The sequence below is a fragment of the Microbispora hainanensis genome (genome assembly GCF_036186745.1).
Taxonomy (GTDB): Bacteria; Actinomycetota; Actinomycetes; order Streptosporangiales; family Streptosporangiaceae; genus Microbispora.
This window is the reverse complement of record NZ_CP108086.1, coordinates 980047-1002764: the sequence shown is the minus strand read 5'-3', so window position 1 is coordinate 1002764 and position 22718 is coordinate 980047. Positions and strand designations below refer to the sequence as shown.

Annotated in this window: 22 protein-coding genes; 10 read left to right on the top strand and 12 right to left on the bottom strand. The window is 72.0% G+C overall.

What is annotated here, in order from left to right:
• Positions 1–121: 121 nt before the first annotated feature.
• From OHB01_RS04555 to OHB01_RS04515, 9 genes are all read right to left on the bottom strand, one after another.
• Positions 122–2794, bottom strand: a complete 2673-nt coding sequence (locus OHB01_RS04555; RefSeq protein WP_328854969.1) for a DUF222 domain-containing protein — start codon at positions 2792–2794, stop codon at positions 122–124.
• A complete protein-coding gene (locus tag OHB01_RS04550) occupies positions 2773–3165 on the bottom strand; it encodes a hypothetical protein (RefSeq protein WP_328854968.1) in 393 nt (130 codons plus the stop codon). The genes OHB01_RS04555 and OHB01_RS04550 overlap by 22 nt, the downstream gene beginning before the upstream one ends.
• Before the next feature lie 1198 nt (positions 3166–4363).
• Positions 4364–5503, bottom strand: a complete 1140-nt coding sequence (locus tag OHB01_RS04545) for a cysteine--tRNA ligase (RefSeq protein ID WP_142651743.1) — start codon at positions 5501–5503, stop codon at positions 4364–4366.
• Between the two features lie 172 nt (positions 5504–5675).
• Positions 5676–7541 carry a sigma factor-like helix-turn-helix DNA-binding protein gene (locus OHB01_RS04540; RefSeq protein WP_142651744.1) on the bottom strand — a complete coding sequence of 622 codons (1866 nt, stop codon included), beginning with the start codon at positions 7539–7541 and terminating at the stop codon, positions 5676–5678.
• A 55-nt stretch (positions 7542–7596) separates the two neighbouring features.
• The gene (locus OHB01_RS04535; protein WP_142651745.1) at positions 7597–9657 is read right to left on the bottom strand and encodes a UvrD-helicase domain-containing protein; all 2061 of its coding nucleotides are present in this window, start codon (positions 9655–9657) and stop codon (positions 7597–7599) included.
• A 3-nt stretch (positions 9658–9660) separates the two neighbouring features.
• Positions 9661–11331 (bottom strand): hypothetical protein, encoded by a 1671-nt coding sequence (locus OHB01_RS04530; protein ID WP_328854967.1) that lies wholly within the window; start codon positions 11329–11331, stop codon positions 9661–9663.
• Between the two features lie 47 nt (positions 11332–11378).
• Positions 11379–12155 carry a class I SAM-dependent methyltransferase gene (locus OHB01_RS04525; protein ID WP_142651747.1) on the bottom strand — a complete coding sequence of 259 codons (777 nt, stop codon included), beginning with the start codon at positions 12153–12155 and terminating at the stop codon, positions 11379–11381.
• A gap of 136 nt (positions 12156–12291) precedes the next feature.
• On the bottom strand, positions 12292–13389 hold the full coding sequence (locus tag OHB01_RS04520) for an ABC transporter substrate-binding protein (protein WP_260617526.1): 1098 nt from the start codon (positions 13387–13389) through the stop codon (positions 12292–12294).
• A gap of 86 nt (positions 13390–13475) precedes the next feature.
• The gene (locus OHB01_RS04515) at positions 13476–13703 is read right to left on the bottom strand and encodes a hypothetical protein (protein ID WP_142651749.1); all 228 of its coding nucleotides are present in this window, start codon (positions 13701–13703) and stop codon (positions 13476–13478) included.
• Positions 13704–13800: 97 nt separating this feature from the next.
• On the opposite strand from OHB01_RS04515, the gene fdxA reads away from it, so the two are divergent.
• The 7 genes from fdxA to OHB01_RS04480 all read left to right on the top strand — a co-directional run bounded on the left by fdxA (position 13801) and on the right by OHB01_RS04480 (position 19415).
• The gene (fdxA, locus tag OHB01_RS04510) at positions 13801–14127 is read left to right on the top strand and encodes a ferredoxin (RefSeq protein WP_030507471.1); all 327 of its coding nucleotides are present in this window, start codon (positions 13801–13803) and stop codon (positions 14125–14127) included.
• A gap of 71 nt (positions 14128–14198) precedes the next feature.
• Positions 14199–15278 carry a succinyldiaminopimelate transaminase gene (dapC, locus tag OHB01_RS04505; protein ID WP_142651750.1) on the top strand — a complete coding sequence of 360 codons (1080 nt, stop codon included), beginning with the start codon at positions 14199–14201 and terminating at the stop codon, positions 15276–15278.
• Between the two features lie 11 nt (positions 15279–15289).
• Positions 15290–15937, top strand: coding sequence for a DUF4178 domain-containing protein (locus tag OHB01_RS04500; protein ID WP_147943503.1), 648 nt, complete (start codon positions 15290–15292; stop codon positions 15935–15937).
• Positions 15938–15985: 48 nt separating this feature from the next.
• Positions 15986–16759, top strand: a complete 774-nt coding sequence (locus tag OHB01_RS04495; RefSeq protein WP_142651752.1) for a hypothetical protein — start codon at positions 15986–15988, stop codon at positions 16757–16759.
• A gap of 24 nt (positions 16760–16783) precedes the next feature.
• Positions 16784–17839: a succinyl-diaminopimelate desuccinylase gene (gene dapE, locus OHB01_RS04490; protein ID WP_142651753.1), complete on the top strand. Its 1056-nt coding sequence runs from the start codon at positions 16784–16786 to the stop codon at positions 17837–17839.
• Between the two features lie 241 nt (positions 17840–18080).
• The gene (locus OHB01_RS04485; protein ID WP_142651754.1) at positions 18081–18827 is read left to right on the top strand and encodes a TIGR00730 family Rossman fold protein; all 747 of its coding nucleotides are present in this window, start codon (positions 18081–18083) and stop codon (positions 18825–18827) included.
• A gap of 9 nt (positions 18828–18836) precedes the next feature.
• Entirely contained in the window at positions 18837–19415 is a 579-nt protein-coding gene (locus tag OHB01_RS04480; protein WP_328854966.1) for a TIGR00730 family Rossman fold protein, read from the top strand.
• Positions 19416–19425: 10 nt separating this feature from the next.
• Here the strand turns inward: OHB01_RS04480 and OHB01_RS04475 are convergent, their stop codons facing one another.
• Complete coding sequence (locus OHB01_RS04475; RefSeq protein ID WP_328709193.1) at positions 19426–19698, bottom strand: hypothetical protein; 273 nt, start codon at positions 19696–19698, stop codon at positions 19426–19428.
• Between the two features lie 43 nt (positions 19699–19741).
• On the opposite strand from OHB01_RS04475, the gene OHB01_RS04470 reads away from it, so the two are divergent.
• Both OHB01_RS04470 and OHB01_RS04465 read left to right on the top strand, forming a co-directional pair.
• On the top strand, positions 19742–20179 hold the full coding sequence (locus tag OHB01_RS04470) for a hypothetical protein (RefSeq protein WP_142651757.1): 438 nt from the start codon (positions 19742–19744) through the stop codon (positions 20177–20179).
• Positions 20173–20757 carry a DNA-3-methyladenine glycosylase I gene (locus OHB01_RS04465; protein ID WP_142651758.1) on the top strand — a complete coding sequence of 195 codons (585 nt, stop codon included), beginning with the start codon at positions 20173–20175 and terminating at the stop codon, positions 20755–20757. Before OHB01_RS04470 ends, OHB01_RS04465 begins: the two co-directional genes overlap by 7 nt.
• A 50-nt stretch (positions 20758–20807) precedes the next feature.
• Here the strand turns inward: OHB01_RS04465 and OHB01_RS04460 are convergent, their stop codons facing one another.
• Together OHB01_RS04460 and OHB01_RS04455 are read right to left on the bottom strand one after the other, a co-directional pair.
• A complete protein-coding gene (locus OHB01_RS04460) occupies positions 20808–21602 on the bottom strand; it encodes an enoyl-CoA hydratase-related protein (protein ID WP_147943499.1) in 795 nt (264 codons plus the stop codon).
• Positions 21589–22362, bottom strand: a complete 774-nt coding sequence (locus tag OHB01_RS04455; RefSeq protein WP_142651760.1) for a PaaX family transcriptional regulator C-terminal domain-containing protein — start codon at positions 22360–22362, stop codon at positions 21589–21591. The genes OHB01_RS04460 and OHB01_RS04455 overlap by 14 nt, the downstream gene beginning before the upstream one ends.
• 180 nt (positions 22363–22542) lie before the next feature.
• Here OHB01_RS04455 and OHB01_RS04450 point away from each other — a divergent pair, with 180 nt between their 5' ends.
• Positions 22543–22710 (top strand): DUF3117 domain-containing protein, encoded by a 168-nt coding sequence (locus OHB01_RS04450; RefSeq protein WP_076433904.1) that lies wholly within the window; start codon positions 22543–22545, stop codon positions 22708–22710.
• The last annotated feature ends 8 nt before the right edge of the window (positions 22711–22718 follow it).

Here is a 22718-nt window from a genome sequence, read left to right as displayed (position 1 = left end):
CCGGGCCGGCCTGTGCGTCGCCCACCCTCCTGTCTCCCGCCTCACTCCGGCAGCCGTGCGGGCCTGTCCGCGCGTCAGCCCGGGCCTGCCCTGCGCATCGCTCACCCCCGTGCCTTCGGCCTTACTCGTGTAGTCGTGGGGTTCTTCCGAGGCGGTGGTAGGTGAAGGCCCAGCGGTCTTCGCCTACTTGGCGGCGGGTGTAGCGGTCGGGGTGCTGGTAGCGGTCGCGGTTGTGGAACTGGCAGGCCGGACCGAGGAGTTTCAGGTCCGTGAGGCCGCCGGTGCTCCAGTTGTCGGCGTGGTCGATCTGGCACATGGTCGCGGGCAGGGGGCAGCCGTCGACCCAGCACGTGGCATACCGGGCGAAGATGGCCCGCCGCTGGGCAGGAGTCGCCAGACGGACCTTGCGCCCCATGTCGAGCACCTGCCCGTCGGCGTTCATGACGATCCGCACCAGAGTCGAGGTGCGGGCGAGCCGGTGCACGCTGGAGACGGGCAGCACCTGCCCCGTCGCCAGCAACAACCCCGGCGGCACCATCCCCAGCGGCCCTCCCAGCGAGGCACCCAGTGCCGTCCCCAGCAGCGACCCGGGCAGCGTGCCTGCCGACGCTCCCAACGCCGCACCCAGCGACGCCCCGGGCATCGTGCCCGCCGACGCCCCGGGCGTCGTGCCCGCCGACGCACCTGGCGCTGCTCCGGGTGACGCCCCGGGAGCTGCTCCCGGTGATGCACCCCGCGATGCCCCCTGTGCCGCTCCTTGCGATGCTGCTTGCGCCGTCCCCGGCGTCCCACGCCCGGCTCCCGGTGCCCATCCGGGTGGTGTCTCCCGCTCCGGTCCGGGCCCGCCGGGCGTCGCTCCCGACGGTCCCGATGTCCCCGACGCCTGCGTCGCACGCGAGCAGCGCACCTCGCCACTGCACCGCCACGCGCCCTGGCCGTCGCACCGGCACGTGCTCTGGCCACGCCGGCAGTCCCCCGCAGGCCCAGGCCCGGCGTGGGTGTGACGTGCGGAGACATCCTCGGGAGGAGGATCCGTCCACACCGCCTCCGAAGGCGCTGCCTCCGAAGGCGTTGTGTGCGATGGAGCAGCCTCCGAGCACGCTGCCTGTGATAGCGGCGCGTCCGAAGCCGTCGCGCCCGAAACCGTCGCACCCGAAGCCGTCGCGCCCGAAGGGGCTGTGTCCGAAGGGGCTGTGTGCGCATGCCCGTCACCGTCGGCAGGGCATGCTGACGCGCGCCGCGCGGTGTGCGGTGTTCCAGACTTGGCCGCAACGCGGTCGCCGTCTCCGACCTTGGCGGGCACGGTCTCGCCGCCCTCGGCGGCGGCGGCGTTCACGGTGTGGTCGCCCTCAGCAGAGGCGGTGCTTGCGGTGTCGCGCAGCTCGCACTCACCTGCATCACTCCCCGCACCGGCATCCGCCTCAGCCTCGCCGGTGTCGAACTCCTCCGGGATGTCGGGGTCGTCAGCGCCGCCCGCAGCGCCGGGGTCGCCCAACGCGCCGGAAACGGTGTCATCGGCCCGGCTCAGGTCGTCGGCGCTTCCGGTGGCGTCGGGGGCGTAGGCGTTGGTGTCGTCGGCGCTCTCCGCACCGGCATCTGCCTCAGCCTCGGCATTGTCGAAGTCGTCGGCCTGGCCGGGTGCAGGGTCGCCCGTGTCGTCCCGGCCTTCCTCGAAGCCCCCGGCATCCCGCGTGTCTTCGGCGTGGTCGGTGGTGTCGTCGGCCTGGCCCGGCTCGTCAGTGGTCCCGGCGATGTCGAGGGCGTAGTCGCTGGGGGCGCTGTCGCCGAGGTCCGCGAAGTGGTCGCTGACGTCGTCGTCGGCGGCAGGGTCAGCAGGGTCTTCGGTGGCCGGGTCGGCCTGGCTTGGCTCGTCAGTGCATCCGGCAGGGTCGGGGACGTAGTCGCTGGGGGCGCTGTCGCCGAGGTCCACGAAGTGGTCGCTGACGTCGTCGTCGGCGGTGTCTTGGGTGGCCGGGTCGGTGTCTTGGGTGGCCGGGGCAGCGGGGTCTTGGGTGGCCGGGTCGCTGGTGTCGTCGGCGGGGTGTGGGTTGTCGTCGGTGGGGTCGGTGGTTTCGGGGTCGGTGGGGAGGGATTCGGCGCTGACCACGACGAGGAGCTCGGCGGCGATCTTCTGCTCCAGCAGGGCGATCAGCGCGTCCGCCTGGCGTACCGTCAGCGGGCGGTCATCACCCTGTGCCCTCAGCTTGGCGTACGCCTGCAACAAGGCCATCAACCGGGCGCCGGCCTCACGCGGCAGGTAGAACTCCCCTTCCACGCCGCCGCCCTTGCCCGGGCGGACCCGCAGGAACCGCCGCCCGTAATCGGCCCGCTCATCCCGCTCTTCCCCATCGGGGTCCAGCACCGCCCGCAGGTGGCGGCCGGCCTTGGCGACCTCCGCCGCCCCGGCCTTGCCGGCCAGGTCCACCAGGATCGGCTCCGCCAGGGTGGCCTGCTCGTCGGTCAGTCCGGCCACGGCGGCGCAGATGGCCTCCACCACCCCCGCCGCCAGCTCACCCGTGGCGAACTTCTCCCGCACGACGGGGAGGCGGGGCAGTTCCGCGCCGAGGGTGAGCAGGCGGCCCGCACCGCCCACGGTCATCCCCCCACTGGTGCGCAACCAGCAGCGGGTGGAGGCATGCCCGTGCTGCCTGGCCTGACCTGCTCGGTGGACCCGGCCGACGCGGTCGGCCAGGGCGCTGGTGATCCGGTCGCGGGCGAACAGCAACTCCTCCGCCTCGGCCAGGCACATGTCCACGTCGTCGGGAAGCGGCGTCAGCGCCAGCTCTTGGGCCACCTCACGAACCGACCCCACCACCACCCACGACGACCGCACACCACCCCGACCACGACCCCGACCACGATCACGCCCACCCACACCATCGGAAGCACCCCCACCCGCACCCGCACCAGCACTCGGGCCGGCCGCGCCAGGGTCATTCGCGCCAGTGCCGTTTGTGCCAGCAGCGTCCGCGCCGTCGGCAGCCCCCTGCGCGCCATTCGCGCCAGAGCCATTCGCACCGGCGGCAGCCGCGCCATCGGCAGCCTCACGGGCGGCACCCGCGTCAGATCCCGCGCTGTCGGCGGCGCAACGCGCGGCATTCGTGCCAGCGGCATCCGCTCCAGCGCCGTCCACGCCAGCAGCAGCCGCACGATCGGCAGCTCCACTCGCGGCATTTGCGCCAGCGCCGTTCGTGCCGGCGGCATTCGCATCGACGGCAGCTCCACGCGTGGCATCCGCGCCGTCGCTATCTGCCCTGTCGGTATGCGTGCCTGGGGCGTCCGCGCCCGGGGCGTCCACGCTCTCGACAACGGGTGCGTCGGCGCGCTGCCGGGGCCCGAAGTTGATGATCGGGAAGGGCTCGCGGGCGGACGAGCCGTCGGACGACCACAGCGGCGAATTGGCGATCAGACGATCCCACCAGCCGTCGTCAGGGCCATTCGAGTGGTGAGGGCGCTCAGGATCGAAGTCGAACAGATCCATCACACCCTCCTCACTTGATTCGAACTGATGTATGGATTCTCTCACACTCTGTGAGCGAGTGACAACTGTGCGAAGCGAGTGGTTGGAGCCTCAGGTAAACCCCAGAAGGGCGTGCCAGTCGCTGGAGGGGTTGCCCAGAAGGCAGCGAAGGGGGCCGTTCGGAAAGCGCGAAAGGCGCTGCCGGGAAAGTGGCGATGGGGCTGCTCGGAAAGCGGCGACAGGGCTGCTCCACAAGGCGGCATCGGCGCGCAGGACGCGGCCGAGCTGGACGGCATGGTCGGCGATCACGCCCTGAATGGGATCACCGGCGCGGATCCTGTCGGTGCCGGCGACGTACGCGGCGCAGGAACCGAGGCGCAGGAGCCGAGGTGTGGCGGCGGGGGCGGCGGGGTGTGGCAGCGCAGTGTGTTGGTGCGGAGCACGGTGGCGCAATGGCCGGTGGCGTGGCGGGCGAACTCGCGGGCAAGCAGCCGACGGCCTGAGGCTCAACCGATGCGGCCCAGCCGGATGTGGACTGGCCTGTAACGCGCGAAATCTGTGCCAGAACAAGGCTTCAGGACCCGCCGACAGCCTGACGCGCGCTGGCTGTCAGTCGGCCGTCAGTTTTCCGGAACGGGGCCCGTTCACGTGGGGAGGCGCTGGTCATGGCGGGCGTTGGGGTGGTGCTGGAAGGGGGCCCGTTCACGAGGAGAAACGCCGTCCATGGCGAACGTCAGGGCGGTGCCGGTGGAAGGGGGGCTGTTCGTGTGGGGAGGCGCTGGTCCTGGCGGGTGTTGGGGTGGTGCTGGTGGAAGGGGGCCCGTTCACGAGGAGAAACGCCGTCCATGGCGAACGCCAGGGCGCGACCGCGGAACAGGGCCCGTTCGCACAGGAGAACGCTCGTCAGATGCGGCCGATGTCGGCGGGCAGGTCGAGGGCGAGCACGTGGTCGAAATGGAGGAAGGTCTCGAACTTGGACCCGGGCTCGATCGACTCGTCGGCCTCCAGTTCGCGCAGGAGGCGTAGCGCCGCAGGAGTGTCGAGGTCGTCGTCCAATGCCTGCTGGACGCGCTCGGCGTGGGCGCCGTTGATCGGGCGGCTCGGTGACTCCGCCCATTCGGCCACCCGACGCCGAAGCCGCCGCAGCTCCTCGTCGGCGGCGCGCAGGGCGTCCCAGGTGAGGTCGACCGGCCGCCGATAGTGGTGCTCCAGCAGGGCCAGCCGTACGGCGAGGGGATCGAGACCTGCGGCGATGACCCCGGAGAGCGGCACGACGTCGCCGGTGCCGGCTGGGCGGCCCTCGAACAGCAGGTGTCCGGAGTGCGCCCAGTGGACGGCGGCCTCCTGGCCTGTGGCGGCGTTCGACTGGGCCCGTGCCCTCTCGTGGTGGGGGAAGCACAGGTCGGCGCGGCCCACGTACAGGTCGAAGCGAGGGCCGAGGAACCGCAGGGGCGTGGCCGAGCACTCCAGGTCGTGGCCGGGGAGCCCACGGCCCCAGGGCCCGTTCCAGACCGGTCCGGCGTCGTCGCCGGCCGAACCCTGCGGCGGTTCCTGCGCCGGCTCCCAGAGAGGCCAGTCGGACGCCGAGCCCGGCTTTCCGGAGATCTCGCCGTACGTGGGGAAGGACGCCGCGTCGAAGAACACGGCCCCCTCCGGGGTGGCGTACGCGTGGCCGCGCTCGATGAGCCGCCCGATGAGCTCGATCACCAGGCCCATGGTCTCGCTGGTCCTGGGGGAGTGCTCGGGAGCGCGCATGTTGAGCGCGAGCGCGTCGGCGTCGAAGGACGCGCTCTCGCTGTCACGGTCGCCGTTGACACCGCGACCGCCGTTCCTGCGGGCGAGGTCGGAGACGCTGCGGCAGGCGAGCACCCGCAACCCGGCGCGTTCGGCGACGCGGCGGACGAGGTCGGCGAGCAGGGCGGGGCGCAGGTCGGCGAGGCCGGAGGGCTCGTGTGCGGTGCAGGTGTACATCCGCAGGATTCGCGAACCGGCCGGGGCGACGGGCACGACCTGCCGGGTCAGGGTGTCGTGGAGCCGCAACATGCTCCGAGCCTACGTGCTGCCACCGACATCCCCGCCCGGCCCCTGAACCGGCCGCCTGCCCTTGAACCGCCCCGGCCCTTGAACCGGCCCGGCCCTTGAACCGCTGAACCGCCCCTGAACCGGTCCGGCCCTGAGCACCCGCTCCGGTCTCGGACCCCGACGGGAGCCGGAATCAGGTGAGGAAGGTCAGGATGTCGCGGTCGCCGCGGTCGCGCAGGCGGTCGAGGACCTCCTCGCGACCTGCCCCCTCGGGCAGGCCGATGCGGGCGCCGATGAGCCGCAGGCCCTCGGCTTCCGACGCCACCGGGGCGGTGTAGCCGATCAGGTGCAGCGCATGGTTGATGGCGGGCAGCCCGGCCACCGCCGCGGGCAGGAAGCGCGTCAGCAGCTCGCCGCCGTCGGAGACGGTGAGGAAGACGTGGTCGCCCTCGGAGGCGTTGTATTCGGCGAGAACGTTCCTGATCGAGCCGATGGTCGGCTGGTTGTGCCAGCTGATCACCACCTCGCCGGACGCGGTGGAGGCGGTGAGCTGCCCCCCGGGCGCCATGCCGAGGTGGGCGGCGAAGCCGGTCGGCAGCGGGGAGCCCGAGCCGCGCAGGTGCTCGGCGTTCACGTCGACGCGGTGCCACCAGCGGCCGTCCCTGCTGCGGAAGCAGCGGCGGGTCATCGACACGTCCCGGCGCGGCTGGTAGGCCTCGGCCTGCTCGGGGACGGCCACCCTGATGTAGCCGCGCTGGGTCCGCTCGAACCCGGGCCCTCCGGCGTACGCCCTGATGGAGCTCTCGCTGACGTCGTAGCGGGAGGTCAGGTTGTCCACGACCGTGCTCACGGACGCCTCGCCGCCCGCGCGCTCGATCTCCCGGATGATCATCTCCCGGATGCCGAGGTATTCGTCGCCGCCCCAGCGCCGCAGGCCGTACTTGCTGCGGTCGAGCCGGATGAACCGCTCGTCGGAGGCGAGCTGGTTGCGGATGCCGACGAGGCTGTAGTCCTCGCCGATGCGCGACTGGATGTCCTCGGGGGTGAGCGGGGCGTGGGCGACGGCCAGCACGGCCTCCGCCTTGTCGCCCATGCTGCGCGGCCAGAGGACGACGTGGCCGTCCATGACCCGAAGCTGCGGCACCGACGCCAGCCAGCGCTCGGCGACGTCCTCCCGGATGCCGAGCTGGGCGACGAGGGTGACCGCCTCCTCCAGCGGCCGGGGGCCGTCGGCGAACAGCTGCCGGGTCTTCTCCCTGAGCTCGTCGGCGCCGCCCGCGATCATCCAGCCGTCCACCTGCTCATAGCCGGTCAGGAGCGTACGGACGAACCGCCAGGCGGGGATGGCGAGCGTGATCAGCTCGGTGCGGTGCCACGGCACGGCGGCGGCGAGGTCGTCGGCGGGTACGGCCGAGCCCAGCCGGGTCCGCAGCCAGGCGAGGTGGGCGTTCAGCGGCGCGGCGGACGGGCCGTTCAGCCACTCCATCACGTGGTCGCGCAGGTCGCGCTCGATCTGCCGGATGCGCTCGCGGGTGACCGAGAAGCGCTGGGCCAGCTCGTCCAGCGTGGCCCGCTGGGCCTGGCCCGGGTGCTGCGAGGCGTCGAAGTAGAGCCGGTCGCGGGCGATGGCCCGCTGGCGGTCGTCCAGCCGGGCGAAGATCCCGTCGATGATCTCGGGCATCGGCCGCTCGGGGAGGGCCGGCGGAACGGCCGCCCCGGCCGGTTCGCTCGCGGGCTCCGTGGCGAGCAGCTTGTCGATCACGTCGACGTACAGCTCGTGGACGTTCTCCCGGGGGCCGGGCGTCTGCAGGCTCTCCTCGGGGTGCGTGAACCTGAGCAGCGGGAGGATGTCGCCGAGAACCAGGTGCGCCCAGCACGCGGTGGTGAGGTCGGCGAGCCGGGAGGCGACCTGGCCGGTTCCCACCGCCGCGCAGGCCCGGTCGAGAGGGAGCGCCTGCCACCACGCGTCGGGAAGACCGGGGTCGCTCGCGATCGGCTCTACCTGGCTGGGCGCGGTCCAGCGCAGCGGAGGCACGATGTCGCTAAGGCTGAGGTTCATGCAGGTCCAACCGGCAAGGGGAATATATCCGCAGTTCAGACTAGGGGATCGGACGTCAGGCCGGGATGAATGGACTGGCGCGCCCCGAATAGGACACGTAGAGGACTTCCCCCGCCCGCGTACATGCCACGTAGAGCAGCCCCCGTTCGCGTTGCAGATCGTGCGCCCGGGCCGTCGGGTCCTCGTCGGCCGGGGTCAGCGCGTCCGGCGCCGGCACGATTCCGTCAGCCACGCCTATCACGGCCACCCGACGGAATTCCAGCCCTTTCATTCCATGGAGAGAGGTGACCTTGACCGTGATGCCCGCTTCGCGTAGTGCGGTGCGCGCGGTACGCACGAGGTCCGAGGTACGCGCGGCCACCGCTATCTGGGCGGTCGGCACACCCTCTTCCAGCCATTCGGCCACGGTGGAGACGAGCCCGGCGATCTCCGCCTCCGCGTCCACGTATCCGCGCACCATCGGGCGCAGGCCGTTGTCCAGCGCGCGATAGCCGTACATCGCGGCATTGCCCGCGACGAGCCCGTCGGCGGGGCCACCGCCGCGCAGGCGCACTCCCCACGACAGGATCTCGGCCGGCAGCCGGTGGGAGATCTTCAGACGGAAGTGGCGGGCGGGGATGCCGAGGTCCGTCAGCGCCACCCGCGTGTCGAACATGCGCTGGTGCGGATCTCCCACGATGAACAGGTCGTTCGGGGCGACGGGGACCGCCGCCCGCAGCAGCCGCCACTGGGCCGGGTGCAGGTCCTGCGCCTCGTCCACCACGATGTGCCGGTACGGCTCCCGCCCCGGCGCCTCGTCGCCGAGCAGGTCGCCCACGGCCCGCCCGAGCAGGCCCGCCGCCTCCGAGGCGAGCTGGAGAAGGGTCCGCCGCCCGGACTCGCGCAGGCGCCGTACGACGTGCTGGACGGCCTCCCACACCAGCGTCCTGGCCTCGGGGTCGAGCCGCACGCCACGGCCCGGCCTGCGCGCGGCCTGATACTCCTCCAGCGTCCGCAGGTCCTGCGCGAGGATCACCTGCTCCCACTCGCGCAGCAGGAACGCGCTGCCGAAGCGTCCGGCGGCCGCCTCCTGCCACAGCTCGGACAGATCGTCGGAGGAGACGAGGGCGGGGGCGCGGCCCTCCGCCTCGGCGACGATGCGGTGCGCGAGCCTGTCGACGTTGCCCACCTCGACGCGCTTGCGGACCACCTCGTCGTCGATGATCATGTCGAGCCGCGCGGACAGCTCGGTCGCGAGGCTCTGGGAGAACGTCACCAGCAGCACCGGGCCGGTGGCCGCCCGGGCGAGCAGGGCCGCCCGGTGCAGCGCGATGACCGTCTTCCCGGTGCCCGCGCCTCCGGTGATCAGCACCGGCTGCTCGTACGCCGGCCAGTTGGCGTACGTGTGCTGCGGCGGATAAAGGAACGTGCACCAGCCGGGCAGCGTGAGGACGCGTTCGAGCTCGGCCGCGTCGGCGACGAACACGGCCCGGTCGGGGCTGCGCCGCAGCGCCGCGAGGAGATCCTCGGGGTCGATCTCGTCGGCGGCGCGGGAACGGCAGGCGTCCAGCTCGCGCCAGGCCGCCGCGAGCGAGTCGCCGCGGGCGAGCGCCGCGAGCGGCGCGTACTGGCTGTACGGAAGCAGGGGCTCCACGGCCGCGAGATGCGACTCCGACGTCATCAGCCGCAGCAGCGGCAGCAGGTGGGCGTCGACGCCGATGTTGAGCAGGTCGGCGTCGCACCAGTTCTCGAACAGCGGCCGGCCGCCGCTCGCCGACGCGCGGCGCAGGGCCGGCTCGATCCGCTCCAGGGCCTCGGCGTCCCAGGTCTCCACGATCCCGATGGCCGTGTTGACCCCGAACCTGTAGCGCTGCGCGTACGACCACGCCTCGGCGTCCGGCAGCACGGTGAGCAGCCAGTAGACGTCGTCCTGCCGCACCACCACCCCCCGGTGGCGGTCGGCGAGCCGCAGCGTGGCGACGCGGGGATCACGGCTGTTGCGCACCTTCTCGGGGTGCGGCGCGGCGGACGCGTTCAGCAGGAACCGGCGCATCGCGACGGCGACGTCCTGGCGGACCGGCCGGGTGAGCGCGCCGAGCCCGCGCAGGAACTCCGGGGAGATGGCGAGCCGGGGCATCGGCTATCCCAGCAGGGACAGCAGGTCGCGGTCCCCGCGTTCGCGCAGCCGCGCGAGGAGCTCGGGCCGCCCGACGGGCGCGGAGAGGCCGACGCGGGTGGCGATCACCCGCGCCGCCTGGTCGGGCGTGCCGCTCGGCGCGGTGTAGCCCACCAGGCGCAGCGCGCGGCTCGTCTCGTCGCCGCCCTCGGCCGCCGGCAGGTGCCGTACGCGCAGCATGCCCTCCTCGGACAGGGTCAGGAAGATGTGGCTGCCCTCCTCGGCCGCGACCTCGCCGAGAATCCGCCGGAGGGAGCCCAGGACCGGCCGGGCGTGCCAGGAGAGGCCGACCTCCCCGGCCGCGCTGCGCACCATGCGGTCCTCGCCCGGCGCGAGACCGACGTACGCCGCGAACCCGCTCGGCAGCGGCACCTCGGCGCCCTGGAGGTGGTCGGCGGTGACGTCGACCCTGAGCCACCACCTGCCGTCCGGCTGCCGGAAGCACCGCCGGGTCAGCGCGACGTCCTTCAGCCCGCCCTGCTGACCGCCCTGCTGACCACCCTGTTGACCACCGTGCTGCCCGCCCGGCTGCCGGTCGGGGTCGATCTGGGACGCCTTCTGGGCGCGCAGTTGCGGCACGCTCTCCAGCCACTGCCTGGCGACGTCGGGACGGATGCCGAGAGAGCCGATCATCTCCAGCGCCCGGGGGACGGTCGGGGGGCGCTCGGCCGAGGCGATCAGGCTGCGCGTCCGCTCCCGCAGGTCCTCGATGTCGCCGTCCACGAGCCAGTCGCCGGAGAGGCGATATCCGGGGAGCGTGGCGAGCACGAACCGCCAGGCGGGCACCTCCAGCGAGCGCAGTTCGCGTTCGTGCCACTCGGCCGCCGCGACGAAGCGGTCCTTCGGGACCGCGGTGCCGAAGGTCTCGGTGAGCCGGGTCAGATGCTCGTTGTACGGCTTCGCCTCCGGCAGCGCGAGCCAGCGGGACAGCCGGTCGCGCAGGGCCGCTTCGAGGTCGTGGATGACGGTGGGATGGACGGCGAGCAGCCTGGCCAGTTGGTCGGGGTCGGACGGCTCGTCGGCGAAGACCCGGTTCTGCGCCACCATCCAGGTCTGGTCGTCCAGGTCGCCGAACGCCGCGTCGATCAGTTCGGGGATCTCCGAGACCGGCTCTTCCGGTGGAACCTCCACCAGTTCCGGAACAGACTCGGGGACAGGCGCGGCGGCCGGCTCGAAGACCGGCTCGGGGACCGGCTCGGGGACCGGCGCCTCTTCCGGGGACATCCGTAAGAACACGGCGGTGAACAGCGCGGTCAGCACGGGGCGGGCCTTGACGAACGGCTGGTCGGCCAGCTCCCTGCCGGACAGCGCGAGCAGGCCGTGCCACGACCCTGCCCGGTCGAGCGCGATCGCGACCTGGGGGTCGTCGGCCTCGTCGGGGTCGAGCACGTGCAGCGCGGGCAGCACGTCGCCGACGGCCGCCGCCGGCCAGTGGTCGAGCGCGAGCCCGGTGAGCAGGTCGCCCAGCGCCTCGGCGTCCAGGACGGCGAGCACCCGGTGCAGGGGAAGCGTGCGCCACCAGGCGTCCGGCAGGCCGGGCCGGTCGGCAAGGGCCGTGATGCGGGCAGCGTCACTCCAGCGCAGCGGTGGCACAAGGTCACTCAGGCAGAAGTTCATCCGTTCCCCATCACTCACGAAGACCAGTCCATAGTCTGGCAAACCGCTCCGTCGCGGAGGAGAGGTCAGTGGCGTTCTGCGGCGAAACGGAGGCGGACGTAGTCGGCCATCCAGCCGGTCTCCCGGCGGAGCGCGGGGGCGGCCAGCTCGTTGACCCGGTGCAGCAGCGGCTCCACGGCCGCCGGGGGGACCCGGTCGAGCAGCGAGCCGGCGAACATCCTGACCCAGTCGGCCGCGCCGTTCGGGCACTCGTCGAGCGGGGTGGGGCGGTCGAAATACTCCAGCAGCCGGACGGTGAACCCGCCCTTCTCCAGCCGGAGGGCATACTCGGCGGGGCTGGGGAAATACCACGGCAGCTCGGGCTCGGGCAGGCCGTACTCCCGCCAGGCGGTGAGCACGGCGGAGGTGAGGGTCGCGCAGTTGCCCGCGCCGCCCATCTCGGCGACGAACCGGCCGCCCGGCCGCAGCGCCTCCCGCACGCAGCCGATCACCGCATCGGGGTCGCGGCTCATCCAGTGGAGCGCGGCGTTCGAGAAGACCGCGTCGTACGGCTGGGCGACGGTGAAGTCGTATCCCTCGCCCACCGTGAAGTCGAGTCCGGGATGGTGCGCGATGGCCTGCTCGATCATCGAGTGGGAGCCGTCGATGCCCAGCACGTGGGCGCCGCGCCTGGCGATGTCGGCGGTGAGCACGCCGGTGCCGCACCCGAGGTCCAGCACGCGCTCACCGGGGCGCGGGTCGAGCAGTTCCACCAGTGGCGCGCCCTGAGCCGAGACGTAGCCGAAGGAGCTGTCGTAGGCGCGAGCGTTCCACCGGCTGAGACTGGGGGTTTCGTACCTCAAGATCGGCTCGCATTCTGACACGTGGTGCCCTGTGTCGGGATTGCCGCAATCTCATGCCGACTTGTGAGACTGCTGAGATAACGACACACTTTACGGCTTCCGTCGCGTCTGCGAGATCGGGAGGCGATCGGCGGGCTCAGCCGACCATCTTGGCCCAGTGCTCGGCCACGTACGACTTGGCCTTGTCCTGCTCGGGGATGCTCAGGATCACCGGCTCGCCGGACGCCTTCGGCAGCCTGGCGGCGGCGTCTCCGTCCAGCGCGTCGCGCATCTCCATGGCCTCCATTCGGGCGGGCCGCGCGTACGCCTTGAGGAACAGGTTCTGGCCCTCGTCGGACAGCAGGAACTCCTCCCACAGCCGGGCGGCGGCGGGGTGCGGCGCGTCGGCGCTGATCGCCTGCATGTAGTAGGAGGCGAGCACCTCGTTCTTCGGGATCGTCACCCGCCAGGCCGACTCGCCGCGGCCGGAGGCGGTCCGCGCCGCGTTCATGAAGTCCCAGTCGACCACCGCCGACGCCTGGTCGGGCCGGCCGAGCAGGCCGCCCTTCTTCAGCCGCGCGAACAGGTCCACGCCCCGTGCGGCGTCCGGCAGCCCGTGGCCGAGCGAGGCGGCCATCACGGCGCTGAACGCCGAGGCCATCGTGCGCGGGTCGCCCGGCAGCGCCACGATCGTCCCCGGCCTGACCAGCGCGCCGTACGACGCGGGGGCGGGGACCTTCTTCGAGTCGTAGCCGATCGACATGTATCCGCCGTAGGCGGCGAACCAGCGGCCCCGCTGCTCCTTGGCCTCGTCGGGGATGTCCGCCCAGCCGGTCACGCGGTAGGGGGCGAAGAGCTTGGCGTTGGCGACCGCGACCTCCAGGCTGAGGTCGAAGACGTCCGGCGCCTGCGTGGTGCCCTTCAGCCGGGCCGCGGTGTCGATCTCCTGCTTGCTGCTCGCCTCCGGCACGATCGAGGTCACCTTGATGCCGTACTTGTCGGAGAAGCGGGCGATGATCTCCTTGTAGCCGACCCAGCCGCCCGGCAGGCCCACGACCGTGAGCGCGCCCTCCTTCTTGGCCGCGTCGACGAGCCTGTCCATGGTGCCGAACCCGGACTCGAGGCTGTCGGCGCGGGGGTTCAGGGGAGGCAGCGGCTTGTCCGAGGAGGACGACGTCGGCTTCGAGCACGCGGAGACCGCGAACAGGAGGAGGGCGGCCGAGGAGATCGTCACGGCGCAGGCACGTATCGTCACGTCGCGTATGCTCCCCACGCGGCGGCGGCCGTTCGCCACGGCACGCTGGGGCATTACCGAGTCGGCCCCCGGATCAGGCCAGGGGATTACCGGGCGGGCGGCGGCACGACCTTGGCCGCGGCCAGGGTGTCCTCGGCGATCTCCACGAGGCTTCCGTCCCGTTTGCGTATGGTGAGCACCCCGTCGCGCCAGGATTCCAACACGCCGACGGCGTCCCGGTGCCCACCGGGCACCCTGCGCCGTGTCGTCACCCTTTTGCCCACGTCGGCGGGGCTGATGGCGACCACGAGACGGGCTCCGAGCCGAGGGGCCACGACGTTTGCCCCCCTCCTGTTCCGGCTAGTCGGCAGGCACCGCAATACTAGGGCTAGCAACCCGCGGTCGAGCCGTGCAACCCAGAAGGAGCCCGAGGTGACGTACGTCATCGCGCAGCCTTGCGTGGACGTCCTGGACAAGGCGTGCATCGAGGAGTGCCCCGTCGATTGCATCTACGAGGGCGAACGCATGCTCTACATCCACCCCGACGAGTGCGTGGACTGCGGTGCGTGCGAGCCGGTGTGCCCCGTAGAGGCGATCTTCTACGAGGACGACCTTCCCGAGCAGTGGAAGGACTTCTACAAGGCCAACGTCGATTTCTTCGAGGAGCTGGGCTCGCCCGGCGGCGCCTCGAAGGTCGGCAAGATCAACAAGGACCACCCGCTCGTCGCGGCGCTCCCGCCGCAGGGCGAGGACCACTGAGCGACCACCGACCGGCACGGCGCCCGACCGGCGCCTGACCGGCACGGACCGTGACGACTGGGGGATTCTCTTTGCTTGCCTTGCCGGACTTCCCATGGGATCGGCTCGTGCCCTATCAGGACCTGGCGCGGGCGCATCCCGGCGGGATCGTCGACCTGTCGGTCGGCACGCCCGTCGACCCGGTTCCCCCGGTCGCCCGTGAGGCGCTCGCCGCCGCCGCCGACAGCCCCGGCTATCCCCTGACGTACGGCACGCCGCGGCTGCGTGAGGCGGCCGCGGGCTGGCTGCGGCGGCGGCACGGCGTCACGATCGATCCCGCCGACGTGCTGCCGACCATCGGCTCCAAGGAACTGGTGGCCTGGCTGCCGACGCTGCTCGGCGTGCGGCCCGGCGAGCGCGTGGTCTTCCCCGAGCTCGCCTATCCCACGTACGACGTGGGCGCGCGGCTGGCCGGGGCCGAGCCGTACGCGACCGACGGGCTCCTCTCGCTGGGCCCCGAGCGGGTGCCCCTCGTCTGGGTGAACTCGCCGTCCAACCCCACCGGGCGCGTCCTGCCCGCCGAGCACCTGCGCAAGGTCGTCGCGTGGGCGCGCGAGCGCGGCGCGATCGTCGCGTCCGACGAGTGCTACATCGAGCTGGGCTGGGAGGCGCACCCGGTCTCCGTCCTCCACCCGGACGTGTGCGAGGGCTCTCACGAGAACCTGCTCGCGGTCCACTCCCTGTCGAAGCGGTCGAACTTCGCCGGATACCGCGCGGGCTTCGTCGCCGGCGACCCCCGGCTCGTACGGCGGCTGCTGGAGGTGCGCAAGCACGCCGGCATGATGATGCCCGCCCCGGTCCAGGCCGCGACGGCGGCCGTGCTCGACGACGACGCGCACGCCGACGAGCAGCGGGAGCGGTACGCCCGGCGCAGGGCGGTGCTGCGGCCCGCGCTGGAGCGGGCAGGCTGGCGGATCGAGCACTCGACCGCCGGGCTCTACCTGTGGGCCACCAACGGCACCGGCTGCTGGGACCAGGTGCGCGCGCTGGCCGAGCTGGGCATCCTCGTCGCGCCGGGCGAGTTCTACGGCGAGGCCGGGCGTGAACACGTCCGCATCGCCATCACCGCCACCGACGAGCGCGTCGATGCGGCGGTGAGCCGCCTCCAGTAGGATCGCGCGCCATGACGACAGCGATCGTGATCGTGCTTGGCCTCGCCACGGTCGTCGTCGTGCTGGGCGCGGTCGTGGGCGCGGTCGCCGCGACCCGGCGCGCACGCACGCGCGAGCCGGTGCGCACGCCGGCCGCCGATCCGAGAGAGGCGCAGGCGCACGACCCCGCGGCCGAACCGGACTTCTTCGACCCTCGCACGATCCGGGTGGGCGACACCGTCTATGTGGAGGCCGCCCGTTATCGGGCCGCCGGGGCCCTGCACTGCACGATGCAGGGCGAGAAGTGGACGGAGTATCTGCTCGACGAGGGCGCCCGGCGCTACAACTGGCTGTCGGTCGAGGAACGGCCGGGCACGGAGGGCGAGTCCCTCCACCTGGAGGTCCTGTTATGGACCGACGTGCCGACCCAGGGGATGGTGCCGGCCAGGCACATGCTCATCGTGGACGGCCTGGAGTTCTATCCCGTCGAGCGCGGCACGGCCGCCTTCCGCTCCGAGGGCAACACGGGGCTGCCCGAGCGCGGCCTGCTCGACTTCGCCGACTATCGGACGGGCGACGGCCGCCTGCTGTCGTTCCAGCGTGTGCAGGGCGGCCAGTGGGAGGCGTCCTACGCCCGGCCGCTGACCCCGGGATCGATTCGCGTGGATCGGCTTCCCTGATCATCCGGGTAGGTTCTGCTTGTGGAACGGCGCCTTACCAAACCTGTCGTGACCGTCGTGGTCATCGTGGCCCTGCTGGGTGCGGCCATCTTCTATGGCGCCTATCACCTGCTGAAGCGGACAAAGCCGTTCGCTCTGGGCGAACACTGCATGGTCAAGACCCCTGACGGCACGCTCGACCTCGACATCGAGCAGGCCCAGGTGGCCGCGACCATCGCCGCCGTCGCGGTGCGGCGCAGGCTGCCCGAGCGCGCCCTCCAGATCGCCTACGTCACGGCGATCCAGGAGTCCAAGCTGGCCAACCTGCCGTACGGCGACCGCGACTCGGTGGGCGTCTTCCAGCAGCGGCCCTCGATGGGCTGGGGGACGCGCGAGCAGCTGCAGGACCCGGTCTACGCCGCGCGCAAGTTCTTCGCCGCCCTGGAGAAGGTGCGGCACTACACGACCCTGCCGCTGCACGAGGCGGCACAGGCCGTGCAGCGCTCCGCCGACGGCTCGGCCTACGCCGAGCACGAGTACAACGCCAGGATCCTCTCGGCGGCGTTCAGCGGGCGCGTGCCCCAGGCCGTGCACTGCTGGTATCCGCCGTCCGACAAGCCGGTCACGCCGCAGCCCGAGGCCGCGCGCAAGCAGCTCGTGCGCGCCCTCGGCACGGACTCCTCGACCAAGCGCGGCTGGCTGATCGCCGCCTGGTATGTCACCTACGCCCAGAAGTACGGCCTGCGCCAGGTGCGCTACGAGGGCGTCACCTGGACGGCCGAGAGCGGGCACGACGGCTGGCGCAAGGCCACCAAGCCCGTCGCCACGGTCCAGATCGCGTGAACCGGTGGATTAGGGTCGGGTGACATGCGGCTTGACCTTTCCCAGGATGTGGGCGCGCTGACGGCGCGACTGGTGGACATCGAATCGGTGAGCGGCGCGGAGAAGGCGCTGGCCGACGCCATCGAGGAGGCGCTCGCTCCGCTGCCCCACCTGACCGTGCTGCGTGACGGCGACGCGGTGGTGGCGCGGACCGATCTCGGCCGGGCCGAGCGCGTGGTGATCGCCGGGCACATCGACACGGTGCCGGTGGCCGGCAACCTGCCCAGCAGGGTCGAAGACGGCGTGCTGTACGGCTGCGGGACGTCCGACATGAAGAGCGGCGTGGCAGTCCAGCTCAAGCTCTGCCTGCTGGCCGAGCCGAACCGCGACCTGACCTTCGTCTTCTACGACTGCGAGGAGGTCGAGGCCGAGCGCAGCGGCCTGCTGCGGCTCACCCGCACCCATCCCGAGTGGATCACGGGTGACTTCGCGGTCGTGATGGAGCCGACCGACGGGCTGATCGAGGGCGGCTGCCAGGGCACGCTGCGGGCCGAGATCACGGTGAAGGGCGTGCGCGCGCACAGCGCCCGGTCGTGGGAGGGCGTCAACGCCATCCACGACGTCGCGCCGGTGCTGGACATCCTCCGCCGATACGAGGCGCGGCAGCCGGTGGTGGACGGCCTGCGGTTCCACGAGGGCCTCAACGCGGTGGGCATACGCGGTGGGGTGGCCGGCAACGTCATCCCGGACGAGTGCGTGGTGACCGTGAACTACCGCTTCGCCCCCGACCGCACGCTGGAGGAGGCGTTCGCCCACGTCCAGGAGGTCTTCGACGGCTTCGACGTGCGGCTCACCGACGGAGCGCCGGGCGCACGGCCGGGGCTGACCCACCCCGTCGCCGCGGCGTTCGCCGCCGCGATCGGCGGCACGCCCCGGGCCAAGCTCGGCTGGACCGACGTCGCGCGTTTTTCCGCCCTCGGGATGCCCGCCGTCAACTGCGGCCCCGGCAACCCCGATATCGCCCACACGGCGGGGGAGAACGTGAGCCTCGCCAAGATCGTCGAGAGCGAGCGCCGCATGACATCCTGGCTGACCGAATAGGTAAGCCGCAGGTAGAGCCCGCAGATAGAAGAAAGTGGCTTTCCTCGCCGGCCATTTGGCGGGGAAAGCCACTTTCGTCCCGAGCAGCACCCTCGTTTCTTAGACGGGGCCTCGGCGACGACCGGTTCCATCCTTCCGAGGATCTTTTTCAAGATTCTTCCGGTGCGATTTGGAACGCGGGGCGCCGGGGCAGCCCGTGCGTCCAGCACCATGTCCGACCCCGACCGTTAGCGTGACCGTCATGAAGCACACCCGTCCCGAACGCCGGCAGGGCCCGTCGCTGGTCCGCGGCGGACTCGTCCCCGATTCGACCCACGACCAGCGCCTGCTCGACCGACGCGGCCCGACCGGCTGGCTGCACGAGGACCCCTGGCGCGTGCTGCGCATCCAGTCCGAGTTCGTCGAGGGTTTCGGCGCCCTCGCCGACCTTCCCCCGGCGGTGACCGTCTTCGGATCGGCCCGCACCGGTCCCGACAGCCCCGAGTACGAACTCGGCGTGAAGGTCGGCTCGGCGCTCGCCAAGGCGGGCTACGCGGTGATCACCGGTGGCGGCCCCGGGGTGATGGAGGCGGCGAACAAGGGCGCGCTCGAAGCCGGCGGCATCTCGGTCGGCCTCGGCATCGAGCTGCCGCACGAGCAGCGTCTCAACGACTACGTGGATCTCGGCATCGAGTTCCGCTACTTCTTCGTGCGCAAGACGATGTTCGTCAAGTACGCCAGCGGGTTCGTGGCCCTGCCCGGCGGGTTCGGCACGCTCGACGAGCTGTTCGAGGCGCTGACCCTGGTGCAGACGCGGAAGGTCACGTCGTTCCCGGTGATCATGATGGGCGTCTCGTTCTGGTCGCCGCTGATCGACTGGATCCGCGACTCGCTGCTGGCCACCGGCAAGATCTCGCCGCAGGACGTGGAGCTGGTCTCGGTCACCGACGACCCCGACGAGGCCGTGCGCATCATCGTGGAGTCGGACCGGCGCGCCGGCACTCAGTAGGGTTGCGACGTGTTCGTCTGCGTTTACTGCTCGTCCAGCCAGAAGATCGACCGCAAATACCTCGACCTCGCCCGGGAGGTGGGCACCGAACTGGCCCGCCGCGGCCACGGTCTCGTGAGCGGCGGCGCCATCGTCTCCTGCATGGGCGAGGTCGCCCGGGCCGTCCGCGACGGCGGCGGCCACACGGTCGGGGTGATCCCCCAGGCCCTCGTCGACATCGAGATCGCCGACACCGACTCGGGCGAGCTGATCGTCACCGCCGACATGCGCGAGCGCAAGGGGATCATGGACGCCAGGTCCGACGCGTTCCTCGTGCTCCCGGGCGGCATCGGCACCCTGGAGGAGCTCTTCGAGATCTGGACCTCCCGGGTGCTCGGCATGCACGAGCGGCCGCTGGTCGTCCTCGACCCGTGGGGTCTGTACGGCCCGCTGCGCGACCTGATCGACCGCATGTACGAGCAGGGCTTCACCCGGCCGAACGTGTTCGACGCGATCTCGTGGGCGACCACGGTCGAGGAGGCGTTCGACCTGCTGGAGCGGCCCGCCCTCCACCTCAGCCCCACCGGCGAGGAGCTCGGCGAGAGCTAGAAGCGCTCCGTCAGGCCAGGCCGCGGCGGGTCAGGGCGGGGGGCCGGCGGCCCAGCAGGGCCTCGGTCATGTCGAGGGCCCGCCGCACGTCGTGGGACGTCCGGAAGACGGCCGCCCCCGCCCAGGCGTACGCGGCGGCGGCCGCGATGGCCTCGGTCTCGTCGCCGGGGAGCGTCACCACGACGGTGTGCCCCGCCCGGGCCAGCGCGGACACCTCCGGCAGCGAGGCGGCCTCGACCCAGGCGGGCTCGATCTCGTCGTCGGGCCCGATCACGCGCGTCATGCTTCCATGCTCGCACGCAAAAGAGTTGTGGCACGATTCGTATGTGCTGGTCGTACTCGTCATCGCCGGACTCGCCGTGATCGCCTGCGTGGTCATGGTCTCGCTGGGACACGGCGGCGAGATGGCGGAGTTCCCCCCGGACGTGCCGCCTCTCGAACTGCCGGCGGCCGGCCAGGTGACTCCCGCCGATCTGATCGCGCTCCGGCTCCCGATCGGTCTCGTGGGCTACAGCACCCAGGCGGTGGACGAGACGCTGCACCGCGTCTCGGTCGCCCTCGGGGAGCGCGACACCCGCATCGCGGTGCTGGAGCAGCGCGTGGCCGAGTTATCGTACGCACGGCCGCAGACCCGCGAGGAGACGACGCGGCTCGAAACGACGCGGCCCGAGACGACGCAGCCAGAGACACAGCGGTTCGAGACGCAGGAGCCCGAGGCGGCCGACGTCCGGGCCGAGCGCGTCGACGCGGAAGAGGCATGGTGACGGCACACGACGACGGGCTGGTCCGCTGCGGGTGGGCGGGCACCACACCCGACTACGTCGCCTACCACGACGACGAGTGGGGCCGTCCCGTCCATGGAGACGACCGCGTCTTCGAGCGGATCACCCTGGAGGCGTTCCAGTCCGGCCTGTCGTGGCTGACGATCCTGCGCAAGCGCGACAACTTCCGCAAGGCGTTCGCCGGGTTCTCGATCCCGGCGGTGGCGGCCTTCGGCGAGGACGACATGGCGCGCCTGCTCGCCGACGCGGGCATCGTGCGCAACCGCGCCAAGATCGAGGCGGCCGTGGCCAACGCCCGCGCCGCGCTTGAGGTGCCGGGCGGGCTGTCGGCGCTGGTGTGGAAGTACGCCGAGGAGCCCGGCAGGGTCCCCACCACCCTCGCCGACGTCCCCGCCCGCACCCCCGGGTCCACGGCGCTGGCCAAGGACCTCAAGAAGCACGGCTTCCGCTTCGTCGGCCCCACCACGGCGTACGCCCTGATGCAGGCCATCGGCCTGGTCAACGACCACGTCGCCGACTGCCACGTCCGCGAGGCCGTCACCGCCCTGCGCCGTGTTTGATTGCTTCGAAGCGCCTACCGGCCTTCGCTGTGCCGATTGCTTCGAAGCGCCTACCGGCCTTCGAAGGTAGGTCGTTCCTTGTCGAGGAACGCCTTGGTCGCCGCCGCGTGGTCGGCGGTGGCGACGCACTCGTCCTGAAGCTCCGCCTCCCGCTCCAGCGCCTCGGCGAGGGAGGACGACGCCGCGTGGTCCAGCGCCGCCTTGGTCGCGGCGTACGCCCGGGTGGGCCCCTGCGCCAGCCGTACGGCGAGGTCGCGGGCGGCGGACGCCAGCCGGTCGGCAGGCACCACCTGCCCGACCAGGCCGAGCTCCAGCGCCCTGGCCGCGTCGACGACGTCGCCGAGCAGCAGCATCTCCCGGGCGCGGGCGGGGCCGACGAGCCGCTGCAGGGTCCAGGACGCGCCCGAGTCGGGGGCGAGCCCGATCCCGGTGAACGCCATCGAGAACTTCGCGTTCTCGGCCGCCACCCGGAAGTCGCACGCGAACGCCAGCGAGGCGCCCGCCCCCGCGGCCACCCCGTTGACGGCGGCCACGACGGGCTTGCCCATCGTCGCGATGGCCAGCACGACCGGGTTGTAGTGCTCGCGCACGGTGTTCGCCAGACCGAGGCCACGGTCGAGGTTGGCGGCGTGTTCCCGCAGGTCCTGTCCCGCGCAGAAGGCCCGGCCCGCGCCGGTCAGGAGCACGGCCCGCACCGACGCGTCGTCGGCGGCGCGCCGCACGGCCGCGAGCAGGTCGGTCTTCGTCGCGAGGGTCAGCGAGTTCATCGCGTCGGGGCGGTTGAGCGTGATCGTGGCGACGGCTTCGTCGACGTCGTAGGTCACGGTCATGTCAGGCTGCTCCATTCAGTGTGCGGTCCACGAACGCGGCGGCGGCCGGCAGCAGCCGAGTGGCCTCCTGCTCGAAGAAGGTGCGGGCCTTCTCGCCCGGCCAGCCCGGCGGCAGCAGGTCGGCGGGCAGCCCGGGGTCGCGGAACAGGAAGTTGCGCCAGCCGTGCACCAGCCTGCTGCGGACCGCGAAGACCCGGTCGTCCGAGGCGTCCTCCGGCAGCGAGCCCACCAGCTCCGCCGCGCTGGCCAGCCAATCCTCGTACGCGCTGCCGATGCCGTCCAGGTCCCACGCGCGGGCGAGCAGGTCACGCGGGTCGCCCTCGTACACGGCGTCGAACCGGTGGCCGGGAATCCGCAGCGCGTCGAGCTCGGGCGAGGGCCTCGGACCGATCCAGGTCGTCTCCGACAGCGGGGCGTACCCGAGGAAGGCGAGGTCGGCACGCAGCCGCTCGCGCCGGGCCCGGTCCCTGACCGGTTCGAGCACCAGGACGTGCCAGCGGCCGGCCCACGGCGCGTCGCCCCGCCGGTAGACGCGGGCCGCCGTCTCGTCGAGCCGGCGTTCGCACTTCGGCGTGACCGCGTATCCCGGCCCCTGCGGCAGCCGTACGGGGTCGAGCCAGCCCTGTCTGACCATGCGGGATATCGCGGTCCTGACGGCCGGGGCCGCGATGTCGAGCGGCGAGAGCAGCCTCACGAGCGCGGCCACGGAGGCACGGCCGCCACGCGCGAGAAGGTGGTCCCCATAGAGATCGAAAAGCGCGGCTCGGGCGTTCACCCCACCCAGTGTGGGGTCACGTCCGGTCCGTCCACAACGAGTGTCTCACCGCATTGATCCACTGACCGGATCCAGGCCGTTACCTTTTTGAGCTCGGAGGCGGGATAATAGAACATCACAGAAACGTGAATACGCCGGTTACCCTCCGGGGCGGCCGACAACGCGGGAAGGGATACACGCATGGCGGCGATGAAGCCGCGGACCGGTGACGGTCCGCTGGAGGTCACCAAGGAAGGACGGGGCATCGTCATGCGGGTCCCTCTCGAAGGTGGCGGCCGACTCGTCGTGGAGCTGTCCGCGGACGAGGCCAGCGCCCTCGGTGACGCGCTCAAGAAGGTGGTCGGCTGACCTCGTCG

Coding starts and splice junctions, on each gene's coding strand:
- OHB01_RS04545 (WP_142651743.1), bottom strand. CDS start 5,503: ATGTTGCGGCTCCACGACACCCTGACCCGGCAGGTCGTGCCCGTCGCC.
- OHB01_RS04540 (WP_142651744.1), bottom strand. CDS start 7,541: ATGAACCTCAGCCTTAGCGACATCGTGCCTCCGCTGCGCTGGACCGCG.
- OHB01_RS04535 (WP_142651745.1), bottom strand. CDS start 9,657: ATGCCCCGGCTCGCCATCTCCCCGGAGTTCCTGCGCGGGCTCGGCGCG.
- OHB01_RS04500 (WP_147943503.1), top strand. CDS start 15,290: ATGACGACAGCGATCGTGATCGTGCTTGGCCTCGCCACGGTCGTCGTC.
- dapE (WP_142651753.1), top strand. CDS start 16,784: ATGCGGCTTGACCTTTCCCAGGATGTGGGCGCGCTGACGGCGCGACTG.
- OHB01_RS04485 (WP_142651754.1), top strand. CDS start 18,081: ATGAAGCACACCCGTCCCGAACGCCGGCAGGGCCCGTCGCTGGTCCGC.
- OHB01_RS04475 (WP_328709193.1), bottom strand. CDS start 19,698: ATGACGCGCGTGATCGGGCCCGACGACGAGATCGAGCCCGCCTGGGTC.
- OHB01_RS04465 (WP_142651758.1), top strand. CDS start 20,173: ATGGTGACGGCACACGACGACGGGCTGGTCCGCTGCGGGTGGGCGGGC.
- OHB01_RS04460 (WP_147943499.1), bottom strand. CDS start 21,602: ATGGAGCAGCCTGACATGACCGTGACCTACGACGTCGACGAAGCCGTC.
- OHB01_RS04450 (WP_076433904.1), top strand. CDS start 22,543: ATGGCGGCGATGAAGCCGCGGACCGGTGACGGTCCGCTGGAGGTCACC.